This is a genomic window from Idiomarina sp. OT37-5b, from assembly GCF_002968395.1.
GTDB classification, from domain to species: Bacteria; Pseudomonadota; Gammaproteobacteria; order Enterobacterales; family Alteromonadaceae; genus Idiomarina; species Idiomarina aquatica.
This window is the reverse complement of sequence record NZ_CP027188.1, coordinates 2,361,015-2,386,975: the sequence shown is the minus strand read 5'-3', so window position 1 is coordinate 2,386,975 and position 25,961 is coordinate 2,361,015. Positions and strand designations below refer to the sequence as shown.

General features: G+C 51.4%; 23 protein-coding genes. 8 read left to right on the top strand and 15 right to left on the bottom strand.

The window, feature by feature from the left end; translation table 11 throughout:
• Window positions 1–47: 47 nt before the first annotated feature.
• Entirely contained in the window at window positions 48–800 is a 753-nt protein-coding gene (locus C5610_RS11290; protein WP_187346269.1) for a sulfite exporter TauE/SafE family protein, read from the top strand.
• Here C5610_RS11290 and yghU read toward each other — a convergent pair.
• Genes yghU through C5610_RS11265 form a run of 5 tightly spaced genes read right to left on the bottom strand, consistent with a single transcriptional unit; the run spans window position 797 to window position 5,498 of the window.
• The gene (yghU, locus tag C5610_RS11285) at window positions 797–1,633 is read right to left on the bottom strand and encodes a glutathione-dependent disulfide-bond oxidoreductase (RefSeq protein ID WP_105307236.1); all 837 of its coding nucleotides are present in this window, start codon (window positions 1,631–1,633) and stop codon (window positions 797–799) included. The genes C5610_RS11290 and yghU overlap by 4 nt on opposite strands.
• A gap of 16 nt (window positions 1,634–1,649) precedes the next feature.
• Complete coding sequence (gene kynU / locus C5610_RS11280) at window positions 1,650–2,891, bottom strand: kynureninase (RefSeq protein ID WP_105307809.1); 1,242 nt, start codon at window positions 2,889–2,891, stop codon at window positions 1,650–1,652.
• A 2-nt stretch (window positions 2,892–2,893) separates the two neighbouring features.
• A complete protein-coding gene (locus C5610_RS11275; protein ID WP_105307235.1) occupies window positions 2,894–3,703 on the bottom strand; it encodes an alpha/beta hydrolase family protein in 810 nt (269 codons plus the stop codon).
• Window positions 3,704–3,750: 47 nt separating this feature from the next.
• A complete protein-coding gene (locus tag C5610_RS11270; protein WP_105307234.1) occupies window positions 3,751–5,007 on the bottom strand; it encodes a mechanosensitive ion channel family protein in 1,257 nt (418 codons plus the stop codon).
• A complete protein-coding gene (locus C5610_RS11265; protein ID WP_105307233.1) occupies window positions 5,004–5,498 on the bottom strand; it encodes a DUF962 domain-containing protein in 495 nt (164 codons plus the stop codon). The genes C5610_RS11270 and C5610_RS11265 overlap by 4 nt, the downstream gene beginning before the upstream one ends.
• A gap of 167 nt (window positions 5,499–5,665) precedes the next feature.
• Between C5610_RS11265 and C5610_RS11260 the strand changes: the two genes are divergently transcribed.
• Window positions 5,666–7,231 (top strand): methyl-accepting chemotaxis protein, encoded by a 1,566-nt coding sequence (locus C5610_RS11260; RefSeq protein WP_262339869.1) that lies wholly within the window; start codon window positions 5,666–5,668, stop codon window positions 7,229–7,231.
• An 18-nt stretch (window positions 7,232–7,249) separates the two neighbouring features.
• On the top strand, window positions 7,250–7,819 hold the full coding sequence (locus tag C5610_RS11255; protein ID WP_105307232.1) for a gamma-glutamylcyclotransferase: 570 nt from the start codon (window positions 7,250–7,252) through the stop codon (window positions 7,817–7,819).
• Between the two features lie 152 nt (window positions 7,820–7,971).
• On the opposite strand, the gene C5610_RS11245 is transcribed toward C5610_RS11255, so the two are convergent.
• The 3 genes from C5610_RS11245 to C5610_RS11235 form a co-directional block, all read right to left on the bottom strand.
• Entirely contained in the window at window positions 7,972–8,259 is a 288-nt protein-coding gene (locus tag C5610_RS11245; RefSeq protein WP_262339868.1) for an ArsR/SmtB family transcription factor, read from the bottom strand.
• Between the two features lie 78 nt (window positions 8,260–8,337).
• On the bottom strand, window positions 8,338–10,557 hold the full coding sequence (locus C5610_RS11240) for a GGDEF domain-containing phosphodiesterase (protein WP_158682689.1): 2,220 nt from the start codon (window positions 10,555–10,557) through the stop codon (window positions 8,338–8,340).
• Window positions 10,554–12,242, bottom strand: a complete 1,689-nt coding sequence (locus C5610_RS11235; RefSeq protein ID WP_105307229.1) for an EAL domain-containing protein — start codon at window positions 12,240–12,242, stop codon at window positions 10,554–10,556. Before C5610_RS11235 ends, C5610_RS11240 begins: the two co-directional genes overlap by 4 nt.
• 123 nt (window positions 12,243–12,365) lie before the next feature.
• On the opposite strand from C5610_RS11235, the gene C5610_RS11230 reads away from it, so the two are divergent.
• Window positions 12,366–13,409 carry an AI-2E family transporter gene (locus C5610_RS11230; RefSeq protein WP_105307228.1) on the top strand — a complete coding sequence of 348 codons (1,044 nt, stop codon included), beginning with the start codon at window positions 12,366–12,368 and terminating at the stop codon, window positions 13,407–13,409.
• Window positions 13,410–13,412: 3 nt separating this feature from the next.
• On the opposite strand, the gene cfa is transcribed toward C5610_RS11230, so the two are convergent.
• The 3 genes from cfa to C5610_RS11215 form a co-directional block, all read right to left on the bottom strand.
• A complete protein-coding gene (gene cfa / locus C5610_RS11225; RefSeq protein ID WP_105307227.1) occupies window positions 13,413–14,528 on the bottom strand; it encodes a cyclopropane fatty acyl phospholipid synthase in 1,116 nt (371 codons plus the stop codon).
• A gap of 84 nt (window positions 14,529–14,612) precedes the next feature.
• Complete coding sequence (locus C5610_RS11220) at window positions 14,613–15,788, bottom strand: ammonium transporter (protein ID WP_105307226.1); 1,176 nt, start codon at window positions 15,786–15,788, stop codon at window positions 14,613–14,615.
• A gap of 10 nt (window positions 15,789–15,798) precedes the next feature.
• On the bottom strand, window positions 15,799–16,137 hold the full coding sequence (locus C5610_RS11215; RefSeq protein ID WP_105307225.1) for a P-II family nitrogen regulator: 339 nt from the start codon (window positions 16,135–16,137) through the stop codon (window positions 15,799–15,801).
• A gap of 241 nt (window positions 16,138–16,378) precedes the next feature.
• Here C5610_RS11215 and C5610_RS11210 point away from each other — a divergent pair, with 241 nt between their 5' ends.
• Together C5610_RS11210 and glpQ are read left to right on the top strand one after the other, a co-directional pair.
• Window positions 16,379–17,434, top strand: a complete 1,056-nt coding sequence (locus C5610_RS11210) for a cysteine synthase A (protein ID WP_105307224.1) — start codon at window positions 16,379–16,381, stop codon at window positions 17,432–17,434.
• Window positions 17,435–17,450: 16 nt separating this feature from the next.
• Window positions 17,451–18,485: a glycerophosphodiester phosphodiesterase gene (gene glpQ / locus C5610_RS11205; protein WP_105307807.1), complete on the top strand. Its 1,035-nt coding sequence runs from the start codon at window positions 17,451–17,453 to the stop codon at window positions 18,483–18,485.
• Here the strand turns inward: glpQ and C5610_RS11200 are convergent.
• Both C5610_RS11200 and C5610_RS11195 read right to left on the bottom strand, forming a co-directional pair.
• Window positions 18,460–18,939, bottom strand: coding sequence for a GNAT family N-acetyltransferase (locus C5610_RS11200; protein ID WP_105307223.1), 480 nt, complete (start codon window positions 18,937–18,939; stop codon window positions 18,460–18,462). The two genes, glpQ and C5610_RS11200, sit on opposite strands and share 26 nt — an antisense overlap.
• Complete coding sequence (locus C5610_RS11195; protein WP_241970617.1) at window positions 18,929–20,356, bottom strand: RimK family protein; 1,428 nt, start codon at window positions 20,354–20,356, stop codon at window positions 18,929–18,931. Before C5610_RS11195 ends, C5610_RS11200 begins: the two co-directional genes overlap by 11 nt.
• A 110-nt stretch (window positions 20,357–20,466) precedes the next feature.
• Between C5610_RS11195 and C5610_RS11190 the strand changes: the two genes are divergently transcribed.
• Window positions 20,467–20,973: a TIGR03546 family protein gene (locus C5610_RS11190; protein ID WP_105307221.1), complete on the top strand. Its 507-nt coding sequence runs from the start codon at window positions 20,467–20,469 to the stop codon at window positions 20,971–20,973.
• Window positions 20,974–20,975: 2 nt separating this feature from the next.
• Window positions 20,976–22,727 (top strand): TIGR03545 family protein, encoded by a 1,752-nt coding sequence (locus C5610_RS11185; RefSeq protein ID WP_105307220.1) that lies wholly within the window; start codon window positions 20,976–20,978, stop codon window positions 22,725–22,727.
• A 403-nt stretch (window positions 22,728–23,130) separates the two neighbouring features.
• Here C5610_RS11185 and C5610_RS11180 read toward each other — a convergent pair whose 3' ends face one another.
• Both C5610_RS11180 and C5610_RS11175 read right to left on the bottom strand, forming a co-directional pair.
• The gene (locus C5610_RS11180; protein ID WP_105307219.1) at window positions 23,131–24,312 is read right to left on the bottom strand and encodes a homoserine O-acetyltransferase; all 1,182 of its coding nucleotides are present in this window, start codon (window positions 24,310–24,312) and stop codon (window positions 23,131–23,133) included.
• A complete protein-coding gene (locus C5610_RS11175; protein ID WP_187346268.1) occupies window positions 24,309–25,952 on the bottom strand; it encodes a long-chain fatty acid--CoA ligase in 1,644 nt (547 codons plus the stop codon). The genes C5610_RS11180 and C5610_RS11175 overlap by 4 nt, the downstream gene beginning before the upstream one ends.
• Window positions 25,953–25,961: the final 9 nt, after the last annotated feature.

Below are 25,961 nucleotides of genomic sequence, written 5' to 3'. Positions count from 1 at the left end.
AATTAAAGTAGTTATAACGATATTCAATTAAGGAATATGAGGTAACCATGTTGCTTGCCATTCTCGGTGCTTTGATCATTGGTCTTTCGCTTGGACTGTTCGGTTCCGGGGGATCAATCCTGACGGTACCGGTGTTAATGTACTTGGTTGATATGCCGGCTGATGTATCGATTGCTTCGTCGTTGCTCATTGTGGCTGGTATCAGTTTGTTTGGCTCGATTTCATACATTCGTCGTAAAACCGTCAGTTGGAAGCACTTCTGGGCCTTTGGGTTACCCGGTATGGCCGGCACGTATGGCGGTGCCTGGCTGGGAACTCTGGTGGACAGTCGTTGGCAACTGCTGGTGTTCTCATTACTGATGATTGTGGCGGCGGTATTAATGTGGCGAAGTAAGCCGAGAGCTCCCGATCATGTCACCGCGATGAATTATCCCAAAGTGACCCTCGAGGGGCTTGTTGTCGGTGTTATCACCGGATTTGTCGGCGTTGGTGGTGGCTTCCTGATTGTCCCCGCGCTGGTGCTGTTGGCCGGATTGGCGATGCCGGTTGCCATTGGTACCAGCTTGTTGATCATTGTCATTAAGTCATTGGCGGGCTTTATAAAGTATTACGCGGTCATGGCGTCCCAGAACGTTGAATTTGACTGGTTGGTGATTGGCTTAATGATTGCCGGGGGTGTTTTTGGGACGGTATTTGGCAGCAAAATTGGGCGGGCATTACCCAAAGAAAAACTGCAAAAAGGCTTTGCAGTTTTCCTGGTTGCCATGGGCATTTTTGTTATCGCGAAATCTGTGCTTTAAAAGTCATCCGCACTGTGCCGCTCGCGTAACTGCTGGTGTTCATCGCCCCAGACTTTATTCACCCGGCGGCCGCGTTTAACCGCTGGGCGTTCGTTAATACGGTTGGCCCAGGCAACGACATGTTTGTAGGTATGGGTCTGTAAAAACTCGGCGGCCTCGTACACTTCGTTCAGAACCAGCGCGCCGTACCATGGGAAAATGGCCATATCGGCAATGGTGTAGTCATCTCCGGCGATGAATTCGTGCTGAGCGAGTTGTTTGTCGAGCACGTCAAGCTGTCGTTTGACTTCCATGGTGTAGCGATTGATTGGGTACTCCAGTTTTTCCGGTGCGTAGGCGTAGAAGTGACCGAAGCCGCCACCAAGCATAGGGGCGCTGCCCATTTGCCAGAAGAGCCAATTTAAGCACTCGGTACGTTTGGCCGGCTCTGATGGTAAGAAGTGGCCAAATTTCTCGGCCAGGTAAAGCAAGATTGAGCCAGACTCAAAAACGCGGGTGGCCGGCTTCGTGGAAACGTCCAGTAACGCCGGGATTTTTGAGTTTGGATTGACTTCGACAAAGCCGCTGCTGAACTGTTCGCCTTCCATGATATCGACGATGAACGCATCGTATTCTGCATCGCTAATACCAAGTTCGAGTAGCTCTTCGAACAGGATGGTAACTTTCTGGCCGTTAGGCGTTGCCAGGGAATAGAGCTGATGCGGATGTTTGCCAACGGGTAACGCCTTATCATGAGTTGCGCCCGCCGTTGGGCGGTTGATAGTGGCAAACTTACCACCGTTGGCCTGATCCGGTTGCCATACCTTGGGTGGCTGATAGTTATCGGCAGACATAAAACCTCCTGTCGTATTAAGTGACCGTCTGGCGTTGTGCCCAACGGGGTTGCAGGTAATCTTTTGATTCAATCACCTGTTGTACCAGCTCAACGGCCTTCCAGACATCATCGAAACTGTTGTACAAAGGGGCAAAGCCAAAGCGAATGAAGTTAGGCGCTCGGAAATCCGCCACCACTCCGCGGGCAATCAATGCCTGACATAATTCGTAAGCGTAATCGAACGCGTAGCTGAGTTGACTACCGCGCTCGTTGGCGGACAACGGTGACAACAATGTCAGCGTCTTGGTGAGCCCTGTTTGTTCGATTAACTCATGAAACACTTGGGTGAGTTGCATACTTTTGGTACGCACTTGCTCCATATCAAGATCGCTAAATAACTCCAGTGAGGCGTCGACTGCGGCCATCGATATCACCGATGGCGTGCCGGCGAGAAATTGTTTAATGCCTTGGTCTGGTGTGTAGTCGGCAGCGAAAGCGAAAGGGTTGCTGTGACCAAACCAACCGGCGACAGGTTGTTGTAAGTTACCCAGTAAGTCGCTGCGAATATACAAAAACGCCGGTGCGCCCGGACCGCCGTTGAGGTACTTATAGGTACAGCCGACGGCCATATCGACCCGCCATTGATTGAGGTGAATCGGCATTACTCCGGCACTGTGCGCCAAATCGACCAAAATTAATGCGCCGTGCTGATGGGCCTTGTGGGCTAACGCAGCAATATCCAGTCGCTTGCCGCTGCGGAAGTTGACTTCGGTAACCATTACCACGGCGGTTTGGTCGTCGATGGCATGCATCAGCTCATCTTCCGCAACATCGACAAATTGGCAGCGCTCACTGCCGAGCAAAGTCTCCAGCCCTTGAGCGATGTATAAATCGGTGGGGAAATTATCGTGACTGGAAACGATACGGTTGCGAACGGGAGTGCCATTAAAGGTGATGGCGGCAGCCAGTAATTTGAACAAATTTACCGAGATAGAATCACAACACACCACTTCATCAGCGTTAGCGCCAATCAATCGCGCAATTTTGGCCCCGACGCGCTGAGGCAGTGTGACCCATTGATGTTTGTTCCAACTGCTAATGAGGTCTTGTCCCCATTGCTGTCGGGTGGTTTCCTCCACCCGTTCGGATACTCGTTTGGGCAGCGCACCCAGTGAGTTTCCATCAAGGTAAATAACCTCGTCAGGCAAAGCAAATTGGGCCTTGTAGCTCGTCAGTGGATCGTTCTGATCGAGCGTTTTAATATCGTCGACAACTATCATCAGTGGTGTTCCTGCAGGATATCCAGAAGCTGTTTAAACGCCGGGGTTTGAGGGTGTAACCAGTCAAAATGACCGGCATCGGGCAGTACGTTCGGCTGGGCATCCTTGAGTTTGTGTGCGTATCGGTAATGTACAATCGCGTCGTTATCACCCTGCAGTAACAGGGTGTTGGGATGTGCCTGTTTGGTTGACGGGTTGGCCGCTGCGTAGGCGTCCGGTAGCTGCTCGGCGGTGCCTCCCATAAAGTCGACAGTAACGCGTTCGCAGCTGTTATCGCCCGTTGCGTACTCACGGATATCGGTGATGGCTGCCAAACCGATAACGGCGTCAATCTGGTTACGGTAATCCGACTCAGCGCCCAGTAATAACGCCAAATGGCCGCCGGCAGAGTGGCCTGCGACAATTAATGGGCGATTGCTGTCGCGTTGTTTTAACCATTGTGCGAAGCCTTGGCGAATATCGTCATAGGTTTTTGGCCAGCCGCCACCGGTTGCTCCGGTACGCCGATACTCAATGGCAAACACCTGATGCCCTTGTTGTTGCAGGGCGCTGGCAAAAGCGCGAGCATGCTGCACATCATACTGAGACAGCCAGCAACCGCCGTGAATAAAGAAGACATCGGTATAGGCGTTTTCGTTCAGCCAAACATCAATGCGTTGCTGCGCGGATTGGCCATAACTTAGTGTGCTATCCGGTTCCTGACTGGGGTGTGCCAAAACCTCGGCAAAGCTGACGTTTTGCTGGGCGTTGACCGCCGTCGAGCCGAGCGCCATCGCCGCCCAGAATATCGTATTACGTAACTTGTGCATGGTCGTTATCGGTTAGTTGCAATAGGTAAACTATACAAGTAACCGCTTTATCGCTCAATCCCGGAGCCACTCAATGCCGCAATTGAAGCACGAATATCCTGGCCGCTGGTCTCCTGGAATACGTGTAAATCAAAGCGGGATAACACAGCATACAAGTGGTCAAATAAATCCGACTGAATGCCTTCATAGACTTCCCAACGGATATCATTGGTAAAACAATAGACTTCCAGCGGTAGCCCCTGAGGTGTCGGGCTGAGCTGGCGCACCATCAGCGTCATACCTTGATGGATTTTGGGATGGTGTTTCAGGTAATTGAGGACATAGGCTCGAAAGGTTCCGATGTTGGTTAACTGACGCGTGTTCATGGGATCTTTGCCTTGCGCGATCAGCGCTCGGTTCCAGTCGTCAATTTCAGCCTGTTTTGAGTCCAGGTAATCACCTAACAGCGACAGTTTTTTCAGAGATTGTATTTGCGCTTCGGAGAGAAAATCGATACTGGTTTGATCGATAAACAGCGAACGCTTAATGCGGCGCCCGCCACTGTCCTGCATGCCGCGCCAGTTTTTAAAAGAATCTGAAATCAGGCGCTTGGTGGGAATGGTGGTGATGGTTTTATCCCAGTTTTGTACCCGCACCGTATGCAATGCCATATCGATGACTTCGCCATCGGCATTAAGTTGTGGCATTTCGATCCAGTCGCCGACTCGGATCATGTCATTGGAAGAGAGCTGAATGCTGGCGACAAAAGACAAAATGGTATCTTGAAACACCAACAGCGTGACGGCACCCATGGCACCAATACCGGAGAGCAGAATAACGGGTGACTTATCGATGAGGGCCGCGATGATCAGTACCGCTGCGATAACGTAGACGACGATCTGGGCAATCTGCAAATAGCCTTTAATTGGCTTAAGGTGTGAGTCGGGCCGACGCATGTAAATTTCATTAGCACTGGTCATCGCCGCACTAAAGGCTCGTGCTAACGTCAACACAATGTAGGCAATGGCGACGTTGCGAATAATACTGACCAGAGTGTCGGGTATGTCCGGCACATAAGCTATGCCGGCTGATAACACCAGTGCCGGCACCACCTGAGCGATTCGACCGACAATTAACTTAAGTCCTACACTGGGGTCACTGCCCAGTTCGGTACGAGACAACAGCCGGGCGATGCCGCGCAGTAAAATGTGCTTAGTGATTAATTGTGAAAACCACACCGCTACGAAAAGGATCGTCAGAGCGGTGGCGGTGTAGGCCCAGTTATGTTGATTGGCCCAGTCAGTAAACCATTGGGGGTAATTCATCGTTGTTGCTCAACCGCCTTTTTCAGATCTTGGCGCAAACCTAGCATAAAAACGACTTCGGCCACGACAAACAAAGGACCAATAGCTAAGCCCATAATGTCGTCCACAAACGCCGGTTTACGACCTTCAAAGTAGTGGCCGATAAACTGAAATACCCAACCAACGACAAACAGGCCAATGCCCCAGGCCAGCCATGCTGTCGTGCTGAGTGCGGCTATGTCGCGGCCTAGGCTAAGGCATAGCCACAGCAGTACGGTCATTAACAGGCCTAGCTTGATATCCAGGCGGATATAAAAAATGACGGCTGCAAAAACAACCAAATTGGCCGGTGTCAGCAGTAAATAGGCAACGGCAAATTCGGGGCGGCTAAGCAGTGTAATTAGCGCGACAACAATCATCGGAATGCCGATAAGATGCGTCAATACATTGCGGCGGTCACGGTGATAGTCGCCGTATTGGGCAAGGTGTTCAGCAACGGTTTTGCTGCTCATGAGGTTTGCTCCATGCGGTTCGGGATAGCGTTGTGTAAAGATTGCAACGTCCTGTGTTCTGTGTCAATTATTGCACCTCAGTCGACCAAGGTCTAAGTTTACTTTTGTGTTTTTTAGCGCACATTGTGTATCGGAGCATAACGTATGCTGGTCTGGGAGTAGGTCGGGTGAATAACGCGTTAATTGCATGGATCGTAGGTATTGCCGCACTAGCCGTGTCGTTAGTACAGCTGTTGTGGTTGAATCATCTCATGGTAACGGTGGTACTGCTGCCGTTGCTCTTTTTAGTGGTCGGCTGGACGAGTTTTTGGTGTGCACGAAAGACATCATCGATACCCATGACGACGGCAACAGAACCTGCACTGGACGAACAAACCGCGACCTTACAGCATGTCACTGAAAATGCCGGCAGTAATGCGATAGCAACGGCAGAGCTCAGTTATGCGATAAGTGACTTAAATCGTGTCATCGGAGCAACCATCCAACGGCTTGAGTCGACGGCTGAGGATTCGGACAAGGTCAAGCAACAAGCGGCCGAAATAAAAGTGACCACAGAAGATGTGGCAGCGAATACAGAACAGACCAAGTCGATTAGCGAGCAGGGCAAGGTCGCCATCGATCAGCTTGTCGCCGGTATTGCCCGTATCGTCGAGCAAAACAGAGCCGCGGCAGATACCCTGAATCAACTGCAGACGACCGCTGATGAGATCGTAAAAGTCACCGATGTGATTGATGGAATTGCCGACCAGACCAACTTACTGGCGCTTAATGCGTCCATTGAATCGGCTCGTGCAGGCGAACACGGACGTGGTTTCGCGGTCGTTGCTGATGAGGTGCGACAACTGGCAGGCAGGACCTCAAAAGCCACCATAGAAGTAACCGATTTAGTGGGCTCTATCCGGGAACGCATTGCGCATGCCGTGAGTAGCATCCATAAACTGTCTGACGATGTCGATGAGCAGGCGCAAAGCAGTAATGGCTTATCAGAGCAGTTGCAAACCCTCGCGCAACAATCGGCAAATGTAGCGGAGCAGATCGAACGCATGGCCGAACTGTCGGTTAACAATCAGCAGTTGATGGACACCAATGCGCAGGATATTCGGCAAACGCTGGATGATCTGAGCGCACGTAAAGACAAGTTGGCTCAGGTTGAACTTAAGTCCAAGCAGTTGGAACAGCAATCCGAACAATTGTTTGCATTACTGGTCAGCGATACCGATGCAACGGAGCATGGTGAAATTTATCGGTTGGCCAGAGATACCGCTGATGCCATAGCGGCGCGACTGGAAGCGGCAGTGGAGCAGCACGAGATCAGTTTCGATGACCTGTTTGACCGGCGCTATCAGCCGGTGAAGGGTGTGGTGCCGGAGAAGTTCGAAACGCGCGCTACCCAATTTCTCGATGCGGTGTTGCCGAAACTTCAGGAACCCTTACTGGAAAAGAACCCGGATATTGTTTATGCAATTGCGACCGATCCCAATGGTTACGTTGCCCGCCACAACGATCGCTTTAATCAGCCGTTAACCGGCGATGCGCAGAGGGATTTGGTCGGTAATCGTTCGCGGCGCTTATTCAACGATGCAACGGGATCTCGCTGCGGTGCACATACCGAGAAATTGCTTTTACAAACGTACAAGCGGGACACCGGCGAAGTGATGCATGATTTATCGGTTCCTATTTGGGTGAAAGGTAAACATTGGGGTGGTTTTCGGGTAGGCTATAGGCCAGCCTAAATCATTGTAGTAAGCCGTATGCCTCACGATACCTCAGCAATTAATAAACAACGACAAGACCTGAGCCAGCACCAGTCGGTATGGTTGTTCGGTTATGGTTCGTTAATCTATAAAGTGGACTTCCCATTCCTGGAGCGCCGACCGGCCTACATCGAAGGCTGGAGCCGCCGCTTTTGGCAAGGCTCGCACGATCACCGCGGCACCCCCGAACGGCCGGGGCGAGTATTAACCTTAATTGAGACTCCCGGGGAGCGCTGTACGGGGATGGCCTACCGTGTCAGCCCAGATGTGTTTGAACATCTCGACCATCGCGAGAAGAACGGCTATTTACGGTTTTTCACGCCGCTGACTTTTGCCGATGGTGAACAGCAACAAGGACTGGTTTATATTGCGACAGAAGATAATGCGGCATTTTTGGGGCCAGCGGATGAAGCCGTAATCGCCAAGCATATTGCGGAGTCAGAGGGCCCGAGCGGGAAAAATTCGGAATACTTGTTAAAATTGGCAGACGGCTTGCGGGAGTTGGGCGTTATTGATCCTCACGTTGAGAAGATTCGCCATCACTTGTTGCCGTTGCTTTCTTCATAGCATCATCGGTCGCGGACTTGTCCGCGACGGACCCAACACACAGCCGGCAGTCGCCGTCAGCCGGTGCTGACGCCTCGACGTAACGTAATTTATGAGAAGCCCGTTGTCGGTTACTGGAAACCTGATAGACCCGGTCACGGGCTTTGTTATCGCTATTCATCGGTCGGACAATAGAGGTTATACAGCAAATTCATGATTTTCATGGTTCGCTCGTCGGCCAATTTGTAGTGGATGTACTTTCCTTCCCGGCGGGTGGTAACCAGTTCCTGTTGCCGTAAACGATTGAGATGCTGTGACAGCATCGGCTGGTGTAACTCCAGCCGTTGCTCGATTTCGCCCACTGTGAACTCGCCCTGGCTCAGCAGACATAGAATGAGCAATCTATCGGGGTGCGACAGCAACTGCATGACACGCGCTGCCTGAGCGGATGACGCTCTCATAACTTCCGGGTTCATAATTTACGTAATCTCTTAAGGTACTGACTTATACTGTGATCATGTTGAATCAATTCGAGGATGCTAGTCGAGTTCATTCAGCTCATCGACAGGTTTTGCGGGATGAATCAAATGGCCCTGCCATTTAAGACAGCCCATCTTTCGGATAAGTTCAAACTGCTCTTCGCTTTCCACGCCTTCCGCGACAACTTCGACGCCAGCGGCTCGTGCAAAGGTCATCATTGACTCGACGATACGTTGCGTCTTTTCATTGCTGACCAGGTTGGCAATGAAGCGACGATCGATTTTAATCTGGTCAATGGGATACTCGGCTAAATAGGTTAAGCTGGCAAAGCCGGTACCAAAATCGTCAATGATGATGTCTAAGCCAAGTTCGGAAAGTGCTTTGATGGCGTTCTGCACTTGCAAGTCCGGCTCGTTCAAAACGGACTCTGACAGTTCAATGCCTAAGTGCGTGACCAGTCCCGGGTCACGGTCATAATGTTCTCTGAGCTTGTGAATCCAGGTCGAGGTTAATTGAGGCGCCGACAGGTTAATGGACACATAATTCAGCGGTGAGTTATTTGCGATCCATTTATTCAATTGCAGCACGACTTCATCCAGCACCCATAAACCGATGTCTGCTAGTTTCTCAGCCTCTTCCGCATGGTGTAAAAACAGCGCCGGACTTAATAATCCGAACTCCGGATGGTTCCAGCGCAACAGTGCCTCGGCACCGATAATGTTTTTGGCGTCATTGAAGATTGGCTGATAGTAAACTTCCAGCTCCTGGTGCAAGGTCGTGGACTTGATGTCTTCGGCCAACTGTAAATGGAAATGTGATGGCTGTGCGCTTTGCGGCTGGCTACCAGCAGAAATGGTTGTGCTTTCTGCACGAGACTGGATCATCGCTGACCGCGCCTGCGCCAGCAACTGATCGCTGTCATAGCCGTCTAACGGATAGATACTGGAGCCAGAGCTACAGGTTAAATAAAACTGAGCGTTGTTATCGATGATAAATTTATCACGAAAGACCCGGAGAATGTTGTCCGTGATAACCTGTATGTCAATGTATTCGGTGATGTTGTTGATCAGCACAACAAACTCGTCACCGCCGGCGGCATAGAGCTTACTTCCAAAGGGCAAGGCGGCTTTGATCCGCTTAGCGACCCGCTGTAAGGTCTTATCACCAACGAGCGAGCCATACCGATGATTGATGTGATGAAACTGGTTGATGTTCACCGTTATCAGCGCGGCCAGGCGATCCTCGGGCAACTCATCAATCAACGACTTGAAATGTAAGTGCAGGCTGCGCAGGTTAGGCAGGCCACTGAGCTCGTCAAAAAAGGCGGCGTTATGCAGCGCTTGACGTTGCTGCTCGACCAACGAAATATCCGCTAGACAGGCAATAACCTGCTCGTTGCGGGGGCAAGGGCGTATCAGTAATTGCGCTTTAAAGCGCGACTGGTCAGGGCGTCTGCCAATCACCTCAATGGCTTCATTGGTTGGAAAGTGACCACCGCTAATGTTGTCACTGATTGGCGTCAGGATATCTTCCAGGCGCAGATTCTGAGCTTCCTCCGCGGATAGCCCGATAATTGACGCAAAGATATCGTCGACGACGTTCAGTTTGCGATGTTCTGTTAACTCTGCCAGGCCCACTTTTACGTGATGCATGGCATCGGTGTACAGGCTGTCATCGGGAACGCTAAAATCATTTGAAATATTAATCCATGAGCCGCGAATACGTTTGCCGGAAGGATCGTCGTGGCGCAATTGATCGCGTATCCAGATGTAATGGCCATCGGCGTGGCGGAAGCGGTACTCGTAGACAAATTCGGGCTCATCAAGCCCACGCAGCGCTTTTTTGACGACGCTGGATCGATCAGCCGGATGCAGATTGTTGTACCACCAGTTAGGACTCTTTATTTCCTGGACTGAGTAGCCGAGCAACTTTTCGGCGTTCTGACTCACCCAGTGCACGCGAAAGTCGTTCTCTACCCGGCGCAGTTCGAAATGAATCGTAGCGCTATTGGCAAGGTATTCACTCAGAAGGTCAGTCGGCTTACGATATTGCTTAACAATGGCGCGGGTATAAAACCACAGGAACAACACCGACAGCGCTAAAACAACCCACGGCTGCGCGGCATCCAGTTGTCGCGCATTAGCTTCGGATAAACCGCCGAACTTAGAAACCGCGAGCATACCGAGCTCGATCAACACCATCAGTACGACGTACATAATGACGCTGCGTATCGTTGCCCGCTGGTACCACTGCTTGCGCTTCATGCTGTTTTGGTTCATCGAATCCTTGCCCATGGAATATCGTCTTTGGATTGCGGCTTACTGAGAATTGAACCCTGTAGCTCTTCGCAACCAATTTGTCTTAATAATAACAGTTTACTGCGATCATCCACCCCGGTTGCTATGGTTTTTAAGCCCCGTGAACGCGCCATCTTGACCATCGACAATAAAGCACGTTTTTTATCGCTGTTAGAGGTGGCTTTTCTCACCAAATCTTCAGAGAGTTTTACCGCATCAACGGGCAGTACAAACAAAGACTGTATGGTTGATGCGCCTTCACCAAAATGATCCGCAATAACATTAACGCCAATACTACGAAGTTTCTCCAGGTATCGTTTCGCTTTGTCGGATATTCGCATCAGTGCTTTTTCACTGACCTCCAAACTGAAGTCCCGCGCCGGGAATTTTGAATCCTGTAATTCTCGGGCAACGACGTTTAACACACCCGGTTCGATTACGTCGTTTAAGGTAATGTGCAATGAAACGCGCACCACAAATTCGTTTTTGTGCCAGTAGCGGATATCTTCAAAGGCTTTTTTGACCATCCAGCAGGTAAACTGTTCTGTCAAAGCCGCTTCTTCAATTAACGGCCTAAAGTCGTCCGGACTCATATCTCCGCGTTTAGGGTCAGTCCACTTCACGACGACCTCGAGCACCGAGAAGTAACCGGTATTGGCGTTTAAGCGGGGTTGATAGTATAGCTTGATGTCGTTTCGCTCAATGGCATCCGTGAGTTGACGCGAGAAAGAGGCGTCTGAAATTGAATTGATGGCGTCGTCATCCTCTAAAAACGAGAACGATTTCTTTTGCTCACGGGCTTCGAACGCGTGGTGCTGTGCCTGTTCAACCACTTCCTCGGCACGTTCTTTAATGTTTGCTTTATTGGTACGTAGTACACCTGTTGCGCTTTCGAGATTGTAAGAAACTCCGTCAATGACGATAGGGCGCTGCAACAGTTTCTTTAATTTTTCTTCAAGCTCCTGGTGGCTATGTTTGGTGTCGGTACTGACACCAACCAGTTCGTTTTGTGAGGTCTGGCCGATATGCGCCGAGTCACCAATCATCTTTTTTAGCTGCTCGGCCAACTGGCGCATTAATTTTTCGGTGCGCTCGGTACCAATTTGATGCTGGATGCGCTCAAGGTTCTGCAGTTTAAAGTTGAAAATATCAACCAGATCGTTGGCATTGCCGTTCTCGTCAGCACCGATTTGCTTAAGCTGTTCGACAAAAGCGGCCATATTGGGCAGTTCAGTGCCTTGATAGGTGTGCTTGGCTTTTTTCTCCATCGCCACCAACTCGCGAACTGAATTAGCAATCAGTCCGGCAATGGTCGGCAACAGCGTTAAAATTAACAGCCTGACCAGCCAGCCAACCCCAATTTCGGAGTCAGCAATGGCGTCGTCCGGCAGTGACAAAGGACTCAGCGCAAGCCCACAGACGAAGCCCCCCAAAGCGCCAATACGAGGGCCCAACAATAAACCGGCAAAAAACAGCGGTAAGTAGATAAAGTGTTCGTAAACACTCGGCAGCCCCCCGGTAACATCAATCACTTTAATAATGGCGGCAATAAAAATAGCCAACACAAATCCGAAAAATACCTGTTTCTCGGCATTAAGCTTGGTAAAGTCAGCAAGACTCTCACGGCACCAGGCCGCAAAGCTGTATGGGTCGTCTATTTTTGCCATTATTGCGTCTTGAGTTGTTAGCTGGCGCTGTTTATTGTTATTTAGTTGTGCACACAGAGTGAGAAGTAAACTACTCTGTGTCAAGCATTTAGAATAATAACGTACGTTTTAAAGGAAACTTTAATGAAAGACAAGCTGGAAACGCGATCATTTCTTCTCCTGTTGCTGCTCGTCAGCGTCGCTTTCCTATGGGTGTTAAAACCCTTTTGGATGTCGATTTTCTGGGCTTGCGCGGTGGCGGTGATTTTTTACCCGTTACAACGCAAGTTACAGCAGAGCTTAGGTGATAAACCGAACCGAAATGCGCTGTTAACCTTAACCATCGCGGTCGTGATTGTAGTGATTCCGGTGCTCGGTATTGCCTACTCGTTTATCCAGGAAGGCGTACAGTTTTATCAGAAGGTTGATTCCGGCGAAATCCGCCCCGGTGAGTTTTTGCAGCAAATTGAAACCGCCTTTCCATTTATTCCCGATTTGCTCGAGACGCTCGGTATCGAAATGGATAACTTGCGCCAGAAAATTTCAGAGTTTGCGGTTACCGCGAGTCGCACACTCGCTGAGCAAGCTCTGACGGTAGGGCAAAACACCTTTAGCTTTGTCGTCGGTGTTGCGCTGATGGTATATCTGGTTTTCTTTTTACTGCGCGATGGGCATTTGCTGATTAACCTGATGGTGCGGGCTTTGCCGCTCGGCGACCAGCGCGAGCGAGAGCTATTCGGTAAGTTCGCAGAAGTCACCCGAGCTACCGTTAAAGGCAACATTGTCGTGGCGATGGTTCAGGGGGCGTTGGGCGGTATTATCTTTGCTATTCTTGGCATTCCTGGAGCACTGCTCTGGGGCGTAGTCATGGCCTTTTTATCCCTGATACCAGCGGTTGGAGCTGGTATTGTCTGGTTACCGGTTGCGGTTTATTTGCTCGCGACCGGAAGCATTTGGGAAGGTCTTGTGTTGATCGCCTTTGGAGCGGTAGTTATCGGCCTGGCGGATAATATTTTGCGACCCCTGTTGGTTGGTCGTGATACCAAGTTGCCGGATTACATCGTGTTGTTCTCAACCTTGGGTGGGCTGGCCCTGTTTGGTATTACCGGGTTTGTTATCGGGCCGCTGGTAGCAGCCCTGTTTATGGCGTTCTGGAATATTTTCATGCGCGAATTCAATATCGACTGATCCTTAATAGAAGGGCCGCTGGTAGCCGCCTTCGAGCCCTTCTCGTGACAGCACCCATTGCCAGAGTTGTATGTCGCGGGCACGAAACGCGCCGGCGCAGGACAACAAATAATATTTCCACATGCGATAAAACGAACTGTCAAAGCCCGACTTCAATTCTGGCCAGGCGTGATCAAAATTGGCAAACCAAGCCATCAGCGTCTTATCGTAATCGGCACCAAAATTATGCAGATCTTCGCAGACAAAACGTTCTTCCAATGCCGAACCAATTTGTGAAATTGAGGGGATTTCGCCGTTAGGGAAAATATAACGGCTGATCCAGGGATCAGCGGCTGTATCCGAAACGTTTTTGCCAATGGTATGCAACAGAAACAAGCCGTTATCGGTTAAGCAACGTCTGGCGACCGTCATGTAGTCGTCGTAGTTTTTCTGGCCGACGTGTTCGAACATGCCGAGGCTGATGATGCGGTCAAAGGACTCATCCAGGTCGCGGTAGTCCTGTAGGCGAAATTCAACCGGCAACCCCTCACAGCGCTTTTTGCCCAGCGCGACCTGCTCTTTCGATATGGTCACGCCGACGCACTCAACGCCGTAGTTTTCTGCCGCATACTGCATGAAACTGCCCCAGCCACAGCCGATATCAAGCACTCTCATGCCGGGTTCCAGTCCCAGCTTTTGGCAGCTCAGTTCGAGCTTGTTGCGCTGTGCTTCATCGAGATTACTGGCATGGCGCCAGTAGCCGCAGGTGTACACCATTCGTTCATCGAGCATTTTTTGATACAGATGGTTACCAATATCATAATGATGTTGGCCGACCTCCCAGGCACGACGGCTATCCTGCAGATTAAACATACGTGCCTTCAGGGAGTGAAAGATAAGCCGAGCCGGGTTCACTTCATGCTGAATGCCGGAGCGCAGCAGACGATGGAAAAACTGATCCAGCGCCGGAGCATCCCAATGGCCTGCCATATAGGACTCGCCCAACCCTAAGTTTCCACGCGATAAGGCTTGATCAAACACACTGTCATCATGCACTTGCATATCCCACGCACGGTCGCCGTTAATACGAATGTCGGCACGGGACAGCAGTTCTTCGACGTACGCTTTTGACGTTGCCATAAGGTCCTCATTTTCTGCTCAACAGCTTTTTTTACGCTAACAGGATGCGCTTAAACTGGCAACGGATGGACCTCTTAACCGCGGTTACCTGGATGAAGCGCCACGTACAAACTCCGGGTAGGCATCGATACCACAGTCGACGGTATCGGCGCCCTGATATTCTTGTTCCGCACTTACCCGGATTCCTATCAGTTTATGCAAAAGCCACCAAATAACCAGGCTGGAGCCGAACATCCAGACAAAAATGGTTGCAGCGGCTGCCGCTTGCACCGCCAGGGATGCGCTGGTGTCACTGATCGGTACCATCAGTAAACCAAACAAACCACAAACCCCATGCACCGATAGGGCGCCAACGGGATCATCCAGTTTGAGCTTGTCGAGCGCGATGATGGATATCACCACCAGCACCCCGGCAATGGCACCAATCACAGCGGCCAATGGGGCTGAAGGACTGACCGGTTGCGCGGTAATGGCGACCAGACCGGCTAAGGCGCCGTTCAAAATCATGGTTAAGTCGGCTTTTCCGGACAGCCATTTTGTCATGACCAGCGCGCCAATGGTGCCCGCGGCAGCGGCGCTGTTGGTGTTAACAAAGACGTTAGCAATGGCCTCGGCATCGGCGCTGCTGCTCAGTTTAAGTTGTGAGCCACCGTTAAAGCCAAACCAGCCAAACCATAGGATGAACGTTCCTAAAGCAGCCAATGGCATGTTGGCACCCGGCAGCGCCTGCGCTTTGCCGTCCTTGTATTTTCCCAGCCGCGGACCGAGGATCAGTACACCCGCAAGAGCGGCAGCGGCACCGGCCAGATGCACAATACCGGAGCCGGCAAAGTCGACAAAGCCCCACTGGTTGAAGAAACCGCCACCCCAGCTCCAGGCGCCCTGCACCGGATACAATACCGCCGACAAGATGATACTGAAGAGCAAAAAACTGACCAGCTTCATCCGTTCGGCCACCGCCCCTGAAATGATCGACAGTGCCGTGGCGACAAAAACGCTTTGGAAAAAGAAGTCGGCAGCGTCGGCATAATCGCTGGCGCCACCGTTGCCATACATCAGCGAATAGCCAATGATCAGGTAACAAAGACAGGCCAGCGCGTACAAGGTAATGTTTTTGGTGAGGATCTCGGTGGTGTTTTTCGCTCTGACTAAGCCTGCTTCGAGCATGGCAAAACCGGCCGCCATCCACATTACCAGTGCGCCTGAGATGAGTAAGTAAAAAGTATCTAACGCAAAAGCGAGCTGATTATCTGCTGACATGATGTGTTCCTTACAGTGCCTGTTGACCGGTTTCACCGGTGCGAATACGGGTGCAATGCGTGAGGTTCCAGACAAACACCTTGCCGTCACCGATATTACCGGTGTGGGCATGCTCAGTGATGGTCTCAATAACGCGCTCAAGCATATCGTCAGCAACCGCAAGCTCGACTCGAATCTTGGGCAGAAAATCCACGGTATACTCGGCACCACGATAGAGTTCGGTGTGGCCCTTTTGGCGGCCAAAACCCCGGGCTTCGGATACCGTCATGCCGGCACAGCCAATATCGGCTAATGCGCGCCTGACATCATCGAGCTTAAAGGGCTTGATTAATGCAATGACCATTTTCATGGGGTTCTCCTAGCTGATTAACGGTTCGGCAGAAGTTCGGTTTCAATTGTCATGCCATAATGTAAGTAACTGAAAAGTAATGGTTTAATTTCCACAAAGAGACCTCTTGCCCCATCGCGGTGGTTGTTTTGGTGCAACTGCACGAGAAAAGTGCTTATGGCTTATAACGCAAAGTGAGTTGAACCATTGACGCACTGGCGGGATACTAGGAGTCATTGTTCACAGAGTTACTGAGGTACCTATGTTAGTAGGTCAACGTATGAGCGACTTGATCGGGCAAACCGATCTTTTGAGAATTCCGTCACTGTCTGCACTGAGTGGCAGTGATATTTATTTAAAATGTGAATTTCAGAATCCCGGCGGTTCGATAAAAGATCGCGCTGCGAAACAGCTGATTGAAGATGCCTTTGAGCGCGGTGAACTGAAGCCGGGTATGACCGTGGTCGAAGGAACCGCCGGTAACACCGGTATCGGCTTAGCTTTGGTGGCTAAGTCTTATGGCTTGAAAATGCTGGCGGTCATGCCGAACGATCAAGCGCCGGAAAAGGAGCGCATGATCGCTCTGCATGGGGGCGAGCTAATGGCGGTTGACCCGGTGCCGTTTAAGAACCCCAATCATTTTTACCATACCGCACGGCGCATTGCAGAAGAGCGCAGCGACTGCTGGTGGGCTAACCAATTTGAAAATACCAGTAATGCGCGGGCGCACTATTTACATACCGGCCCGGAAATTTGGCAGCAGATGGAAGGTCGCATCGATACTTTTGTGTCGGTGGCGGGTACCGGCGGCACCATTGGCGGTAATTCGAAGTTTTTTAAAGAACAGGATGCCAATATCGATGTCTGGTTGGCGGATCCGGATGGTTCTGGTATTTATCAGTTCCTGAAGTCAGGAGAATACGTGGCGAATGGTGGCTCAATGACCGAAGGGATCGGTATTATGCGGTTGGTGGACAATTTCCGTCAGGCCAGCATCGATCATGCGGTCAATTTGCCGGATCAGGACTTGGTAACGCTGTCACGCTATCTGCGTGAACAGGACGGTATTGTGCTGGGCAGTAGCTCGGCGTTAAACGTCGCAGCGGCGCTGGCTGCGGCTCTGCATAAAGGGCCAGGACAACGTATTGTTACCTTCGCCTGTGATTTAGGTGAGCGTTCGGCCAGCAAGCTTTATAACGAAGCCTATTTAAAAGGGCGTGGCCTTAATCCTGAGCCGGAGCCGATTGAACAATTGTGCGAGCGCTATGCGAATTTGGGCGACAACGTGCTGGCGAAAAAATGGTGTGGTCTTGAATGACCGCTTGGATGACGATATGCGTTTTATAACCAAAAACTATTCAGCGTTAACTGCAGCATGGCTGTTTGCGGTGGGGGCGGTGCAGGCACAAACGGTAGAACCCGTTACAAATCTGTCGACCATTGAAGTACGGGACTTTATCGATGTTGCGCATCGCGGCGCGTCCGGTTATCTGCCAGAACACACCCAGGCCAGTGCGGTGATGGCGCACGCGTTGGGCGCTGACTACATCGAGCAGGATGTGCAGTTAAGCCGTGATGGTATTCCGGTGGTGCTGCACGATCACTATCTGGATGAAATATCGGATGTTGCTGACGTGTTTCCGAAGCGACACCGGCCAGATGGTAAATATTATGTGGTCGATTTCACGTTAAAGCACTTGCAGCAATTAACCTTAAAACCACGGGTGAATGATAAAGGTGAGCGGCGCTACCCGCAGCGTTTCGGGCTGGCGACCACCTCCTTTAAGGTACAGACACTGGCCGAACACCTGGCGCTAGTAAAAGAGCTGAACCGGGTCAGGGGAACCGATACCGGTGTTTATATCGAAATAAAATCACCGCGTTGGTATCACCAGCAAGACTATGACATCACCGCAGCCGTTATGCGGGTGCTGGAAGATGCGGGTTATAAAGAGGGGGCGTTGCCAACCCCGATTTATCTGCAGTCTTTTGACCCGGAAACGCTACGACGGTTAAAGCGCCAGTACCATATTGATTATCCGTTGGTTCAGTTAATTGCCGACAACAGTTGGAACGAGAGCAGTGTGGACTATGATGCGCTCAGAACTTACGCGGGGATGGAGTCATTGTCATCCTATGCAGAAGGGGTCGGCCTGTGGCTCGGGCATGTACTGACCGGGGTGAAAGATGGCGAGCCGCAATGGAGCGATGTGCTATCGAACGCCCAACGAGCTAAGTTGCCGGTGTTTGTTTACACCTTGCGAGCCGATGATTTGCCTGAAGGCGTGGAGTCTCACCGACAATTGCGGGGTTGGCTAAAGCAAGCCGGTGTGACCGGCGTGTTTAGTGACTTTCCGGATAAAAAGTAACGCGCATCTTTAAGCCGTCGGTACCGTCGTCATAATAACCCGGTAATACATCAATGGTTTCGAAATGATAACGTCGATACAGTTGGATAGCCGCCAGGTTATCTGACTTCACTTCCAGCGACAGACCGTGGCACTCGGCTTTTTTGGCCTCGGTAATGACGTGCTCTAACATGGCTCGTGCCAGCCCTTGGCCACGGTGCTCGGCGTCTACCGCAAGCGAATAGACACGCCAGTAACGACTGTTGGAACGGCTCAGAGCGATGGCATAAGCGATAACTTGGCCGGCGTCGGTAACCACCCAAAAGTGCACCGAAGATGACTGCAACAGCCGCCGGAAGTTTCGGCGGCTGATGCGGCTGTAATCGAAGGTTCGTTGCTCGAGTTGCACCAAGGCGTCTAAATCGGCCTTGTCGGCCAGCCGAATGCGCCGCGTCGATGGGTGATCAGTATTCATCCAGGCGGCGTCCAAAGTCCGCCATAATCAGGCGGTAAAGCTCATAGCCCAGATGTTTATCTTCTACCCCGGATTCGATCGACGGGTTGTCGTTAATCTCGATGATGACCGGGCCCTTAGCGGTCATTTTAACATCAACGCCGTAGAGGCCGTCGCCGATCAGACGCGTTGCCTGTAGCGCTATCTTAACGACATCTTTGGGCGCCTGATGAACCCCAAAGGTTTCGAACGAGCCACTTTTAGCACGGCCGGACGATTCTTTATGGTTGTATATCTGCCAGTGGTTACGTGCCATAAAGTACTGACAGGCGTATATCGGACGGTTATTGAGTACGCCGATACGCCAGTCGTAGTCGGTGCGCATAAACTCCTGTGCCAGCAAAATGGTTGATTGCGCGAACAGTTCTTCAGCCGTGGCTTTAAACTGCTCGGCATTATCGGCCTTCTCCACGCCAATCGAGAATGAGCCATCTGGAATTTTTAACACCACCGGATAACCCAGTGACTCACCGATTTCATGGTAGTTAATGTCGGTGCCGGATAACAATAACTCTGTTCGTGGCATACCGACCTGATGTTGTTCCAACAGCTCTTTTAGAAACACTTTGTTGGCGCATTTAACAATGGATTCAGGATGGTCAATGACGACCATGCCATTGGCTTCTGCTTTCTTGGCAAAGTGGTAAGTATAGTGGTTGATACGCGTGGTTTCGCGAATAAACAAGGCGTCAAACTCCAGCAACCGGTTAAAGTCTGCTGCCGTAATGAGTTCTGCTTCGATGTCCGCTTCTTTTGCCGCCTTAATAAAAAGGTTCAGTGCTTTTTTGTCACTGGTTGGAATGGCTTCATCCGGGTTATAAAGAATCGCCAGGTCATAGCGGTATTCTTTGCGCGCCCGCGCTTTACGCCAGACTTTTTTATTAAAGGCATCGAGTGCGTCACCAAACATGGTTTGTTGAGCATCATCCAGTTGATTCAAATAGCCGGCCGTTAAGGAATGAATATACCAGCGCCCTTCGTTACGTAACTGAACGCGCAGCAACGGGCACGGGTAGCGTTCGAACAACTGACGGGCAAAGCCATTAAACTCATCAATATCGGAAACACCGAAACAAATGATCAAATCCAGCGCGTCATCGGTATAGTTAGCAAGGTAGCGGCTGGCTGATTTATCTAATACATTGGTTAATAACTGGTAATGTTTAAAGTTATTTAAATCATTGATAGTGGTGACTGACGGCATAACGCGCTGGCCACGGGCTTCTGCCAGTAAGCTGACATAGTAACCGGTAGACAGGTAGCTGAGGTCATCACAAAGGTTGAGAATGTGCGAACGAGTGCGGCTAACGTGAGTACTGAGGTACTCATTAGCCGTTAATAACGATTGGCTCGGATAGTAAGGCTGCCAATCGGACATATCATTGATAACTACATGGACGTGCTGCTGCATAAAGTAAAATGTTATTTGCGAGAGAGACTTAGCAGACACTATATTAGAACATGGAAGAAAGACAAGGAGCTTTGTGTATGTTGACGCTGTTGGCCAAATTATTAAAGGCCTTAAACTCAGAAACCAGCCCCTGGGCGCTTGCTATGGCGATGGTGCTGGGCATGATTTTGGGGTTGACCCCCTTGTGGCGGGTACACAACCTGATCATTCTGCTGGCCGCACTTATTTTTCGCGTTAACCTCACGCTGTTCCTGATTTCGTTTGGTGTGTTCTCAGGACTCGCTTATCTGCTCGACCCTTTATTTCACGAATGGGGACTCGCAATCCTGCAAGCTGATAGTTGGCAGGGGATCTACGAGGCCATTTATGCCACAGCAGCGGGGCGTGTCAGTCAGTTTTATCACACCATCACCATGGGTAGCCTGGTATTTAGTTTATTAATCAGTCCTGTGATTGCGGCCTTAACCTATTTTGTGGTGGTTAATTACCGCAAACGCATTCAGCAAACCTTGTTAAAGTTAAAAATTGTGCAGGTTATCCGCGGTAGCCGCTTCTGGCAGTTGTATATGGATTTACGGGGGTGAGTATGAAACGCAGTATAATCCGTTGGCCCGGACTGGCCGCCTTCGCTGCCATCGTTGGCTTACTGGTCATTGTTTCCTGGTTATTTCTGGACGCTATTTTAAAAGTGACACTGGAATACGGACTGGGGCGGTTAAATGGCGCCGAAGTGACTATTCAGAAAGTTGAGCATAAGTGGTCCCCGTTAACATTGACCGCCTACGATGTGCAGGCGACCGACCCGGCCAAACCATCCCACAACCAGGTGCAACTGGAAAAATTCAGTGCCGATGTGTCCGCGGCGGAGCTGTTACTGGGGCGCATCCATATCGAGCAGCTCGACGTTGTGGGAGTGCGTGTGGATCAAGCCCGCAAGCAAGGCGAAGGCGAGGTTTATGTCGCGCCCTCGAAAGAGGACATCAAAGAATGGGCCTCCGGTAGTTGGGAGCAGTTAAAAGTTTCATTGCCATCAACCGATGAAATTGTTCAGCAAGTCGGCTTGCAGACCGAACAGATCCTGACGGATGCAGAAACCCAGATTGAGCAACAACGCGAGCAGTTCGAGCAGGCCAAAGCAGCGCTGCCGACGAAGGAAACGTTGCAGCAGTATCAGCAGCAGGTAAAAGCAATTACCGAAGGTAAGGTTGAAGGTCTTGGGGATATTGCCGCGCGCAAAGAAAAACTGGACAACGTTAAGGCAGCCATCCGCCAGGATAAAGAAGCGATCCAAAAATTCCGGCAGCAGTTAAGTGAGTCTGCTGATGTCGTGAAAACTCAGATTGCCCGAGTCAAAGAGGCCCCGGAAAATGACATCAACCGTATTCGCAACTTTTTCCAGTTAAATGAATCTGGGCTACAGAACGTCACCGGCTTGTTGCTCGGTGATAAGGCACGTCAATGGAGCGAATATCTGTTACTGGCATATGAGCAACTAGCACCGATGCTGGCGCGCTCGGCAAATACCGAAACGGTCGAGAAAGTCCGCGGCGAAGGTGAGAGCCTGTCATTTGTAGAAGACGACGCCCCCCCGGAGTTCTGGATCAAGCAAGCCCGCACCGAAGTGATGATTGGGGACACGGCCGTTAACATCGATTGGCAAAACATCACCCATCAACATGATTTATTGGGTCAGCCTACGACTTATCAGGCCCGAGTGGATAATGGCGACCTCTGGCAGGCGTTTAATTTGGATGGCGAGCTATCGCTCCTGTCGTCGGGCATTGACGCCAAACAGCAGTGGCAGCTAAAAGGAGCCAACGTAAAAAATTTAGGTCTTAGCGACAGCAGTGAACTGACCGCGGCAATAACCTCGGCACTGATTGACAGTGACGGGCGGGTGTTAGTCCGAGGTAACCAATTGGATGGTGAAGCGATCATCCGCATGCTCGATTTAGCGGTTACCGCACAGGGCAGCAGTAAAATCACCAATGCCATTGCCCAAGCGCTGGCGCAATTAAAACGCCTGGATATCAATACCAAAGTGGGGGGCGATATCCTCAATCCAAAACTGAACCTAAACTCAGATCTCGACCAACAGCTGGGCAAATTGCTATCTCAAACCGCCATGGCGGAGGCACAAACCAAGCTTGATGACATAAAATCTGAACTGAGCGCCAAAGTCGAAAACCAACTGGGCCCCAAAAACCAATTACTGGAAGACATTACCCAACTGAACGGCCAGGCCGAAAGCTTCGACCAGCAACTCGAAGAATTGCTAAAAGCCAAAATCGAAGACAGTCTCAAAGACAAACTCAAAGACCGCCTATTCGGCTCGTAGCTTGCGCCTTTGGCGGTAGCTTGCGCCTTTGGCGCAAGTTGGCCGTAAAGCGAGCCCGCTTCTGTCAGAGCTCGAGGGGGGTTGACCAGGAACCGCCACGAGCACGTCCGTGTGGGCTTGTTTCCGGCCATCCATGGCCTCCAACATTCCTGGTCAACCCCCCTCAAACTCTGACGCGCGTACTCACTTTACGGTCAACTTGCGGAGGTCGTGACAAGCAGGCACAGGATTTGTTGCCCCCGTGGCAGGGGGTGTCGAAGGCCAGGGATGGCCTGAGACAAGCGCACACGGACGTGCTCGTAGCGTCCCCCTGCCACGGGGGCAACAGAGCCTGTTAAGCCTGCTTGTCATGACCGCCCCCCTCCCTTGCGCCAAAGGCGCAAGCTACGGTCAAAGGCGCAAGCTACTCGAGGAAGGTTTTTAGGGTGGTGGCTTTTTGCTGGATGCTGTAGATGCCGTCGAGGTGTCCCCAGGGGCCGTTGATGTGTTCGATGGTGACGTCTTTGTTCAGGCTTTGTAGTTGCTCAGCAGCGGCTTCGGCCATGTAGGGCATCAGCAGTAGATCGTTGCTGGCGGGTAGAAACAGGGTTTTGGCACTGATGTTTTGTAAGCCTTGTTGCAGGGTCTTTTGGTGTCCGGCAACGAACAGTTGGTTGGCACGCACGAGGTATAAAATATGATTGGCATCGGCCAGGGGGGCGCGCTGGCGGCTGCTTTCATAGAGCCATTGTGCGGCTGGTAGTTGATTGTCTACGGTATCCAGGCCTTGCTCTGGCAGGGTCTCTTGTGCGGGGGCGAGTTGGTTGAAAATGGTCGGGTGCATGGCACCGTGGGTGATCAACGCCTGTGCCATGGTTACTCCATCCAAGGGTGCTTCGGCGTCATAGTAATCACCGCCGTTCCAGTTTGGATCCAGCTTGATCGCTTGTGACCAGGCTTCTAAGCCGGCAATGGTCCAGGCGTCCATGGATGCGGTACCAATAACCGATACCATCCGCTCAACCCAGTCCGGGTAGCTTGCCGCCCACTCGATCGCTTGTAGTGAGCCCATGGACGCGCCGATAACGGCATGCAGTTTTTTTATGCCAAGGGATTCCAGCACCGCTTTTTGCACATTAACAAAGTCGCGAATCGTTACCACCGGAAAGTCGAGTCCATAAGGCTTTCCGGTGGCCGGATTGATACTGGCAGGGCCAGTGGTAATGACCGACGGCAAATGAGGGTAAGCGTTTACTAACGAGTCGACGCTGACAACGTAATACTTATCGGTATCAATCGCTTTGCCGGGACCGATAATCGCGTCCCAGTAACCGGCCTGTTCATCGTCGCTTGAGTATTTGCCAGCGGCGTGGCTGTTACCTGAGAAAAAGTGCGTTATCAAAATCACATTATCTTTATTCTCATTTAATTGGCCATACGCTTCCCAGCCGACTTGCAGTTCCTGGATGGTTTCACCGCCATGAGTGACGTACTCATCCAGGGTGAAACGTTGTTTTTCGACCAGCATGGGTTGTTGCTGGGCCCATCCGGTCAGGCTGAACAGCAGGGTAGTCAGCCACAGAGCGAGTTTGGCGGTGCATTTCATGATTGCTTCTCCAGTAAGTAATTTTCATAGTCTTTGCGGAGCTGGTTTTTAACCAATTTGCCGGTGCCGGTGTGAGGCAGTTGATCGACAAAGAGGATATCGTCGGGGGTCCACCAGCGTGCGATTTTGCCGTCCAGGAACGCCTTAATATCCGCTTTGCTGGCGTCCATCCCCTTGTTCAATACCACCAGTAACAGGGGGCGCTCGTCCCATTTCGGGTGCTTTACGCCAATCACGCAGGATTCGTTAACCGCCGGATGCTGACTGACGATATTTTCGATATCCAGTGAGCTGATCCATTCGCCGCCGCTTTTAATCACATCTTTTTTTCGATCAACAACTTTCATAAAGCCTTCGGCGTCGATGACGGCAATATCGCCGGTTGCTAGCCAGCCGTCGGGAAAACTGCTTACGTCATCGTTACGAAAATACTGCGCGGCGATCCAGTGGCCGCGAACTTGCAACTCACCTCGGCTTTCGCCGTCATGAGGCAGTGGTTGATTGTCGGCATCGACAATGCGGGCTTCGATGCCAAAGACCGGTCGGCCAGCGGTCGTTTGAATACGATACTGCTGTTCTTTAGGGCGGGCGAGGATATCGCCTTGTGGTGGGGCGGAGTACACCAACGGGCCGGTTTCCGTCATGCCCCAGATCGGCTGCCAGTACACATTATAGGTTTGGTCGTAGGTTTTAACCAAACCCAACGGCGATGCGGCGCCGCCAACACAGACGCGGGCTAAGCTGGGTACCTCGAGCTGCTGTTCACTCAGGTAATTGTGCAACGTCAACCAGATGGTGGGTACACCCAATCCAACCGTGACGTTTTCTGCGCGGATCATGCTGGCCATGGCTTCACCGGAGGTACCGTCACCGGTAAACACCAATTTACAGCCGGCTATGGGAGCCGCATAGGGAGCGCCCCAGGCGGCAACGTGGTACATGGTAACCATCGGCATCAGCACGGTATCACTGTCGAGATCCAGCATATCCCGGCCGATGGTCGCTTGCGCATGCAGCACCATGGCGCGGTGCGAGGCCATTACCCCTTTGGGGTTGCCCGTTGTGCCTGAGGTGTAGCACAGCAGTGCCGCACTGTTTTCGTCGATATCCGGCCAGTCATACTGAGCGGGGTAGTCGCTAATCAGGGTTTCGTAGCAGAGCACATGAGCGAGAGACGTCTGAGGCATGTGTTCAGGGTCGGTCATTATGATAAACCCTTTGACGTTGGGTAATTCATCTTGAATCTGCTCGAGTAACGGCACAAAACTTACATCGACGAATACCCAACCACTCTCAGCATGGTTCATGATCCAGGCGATCTGGTCACCGAATAACCTTGGGTTGACGGTATGCATCACCGCACCGAGGCCGCTGACCGCATAATACAGCTCCATGTGTCGATAGGTGTTCCAGGCCAGGCTGGCCACCCGCTCGCCGGGCTCGATACCAAGCTGAATTAATGCATGAGCGAGCTGACCGGTACGGGCAAAACAGTCGGCATAGTTGTAGCGGTGTATGTCACCCTCCAGTCGTCGCGTGACGATTTCCTGCTGAGGGTGGCGGGTCGCAGCAAAACGCAACAAATCAATGATTTGTAACGGTCGCTGCATCATATTTCCTTGAATGGGTGAAACCAACATGTGTTATTC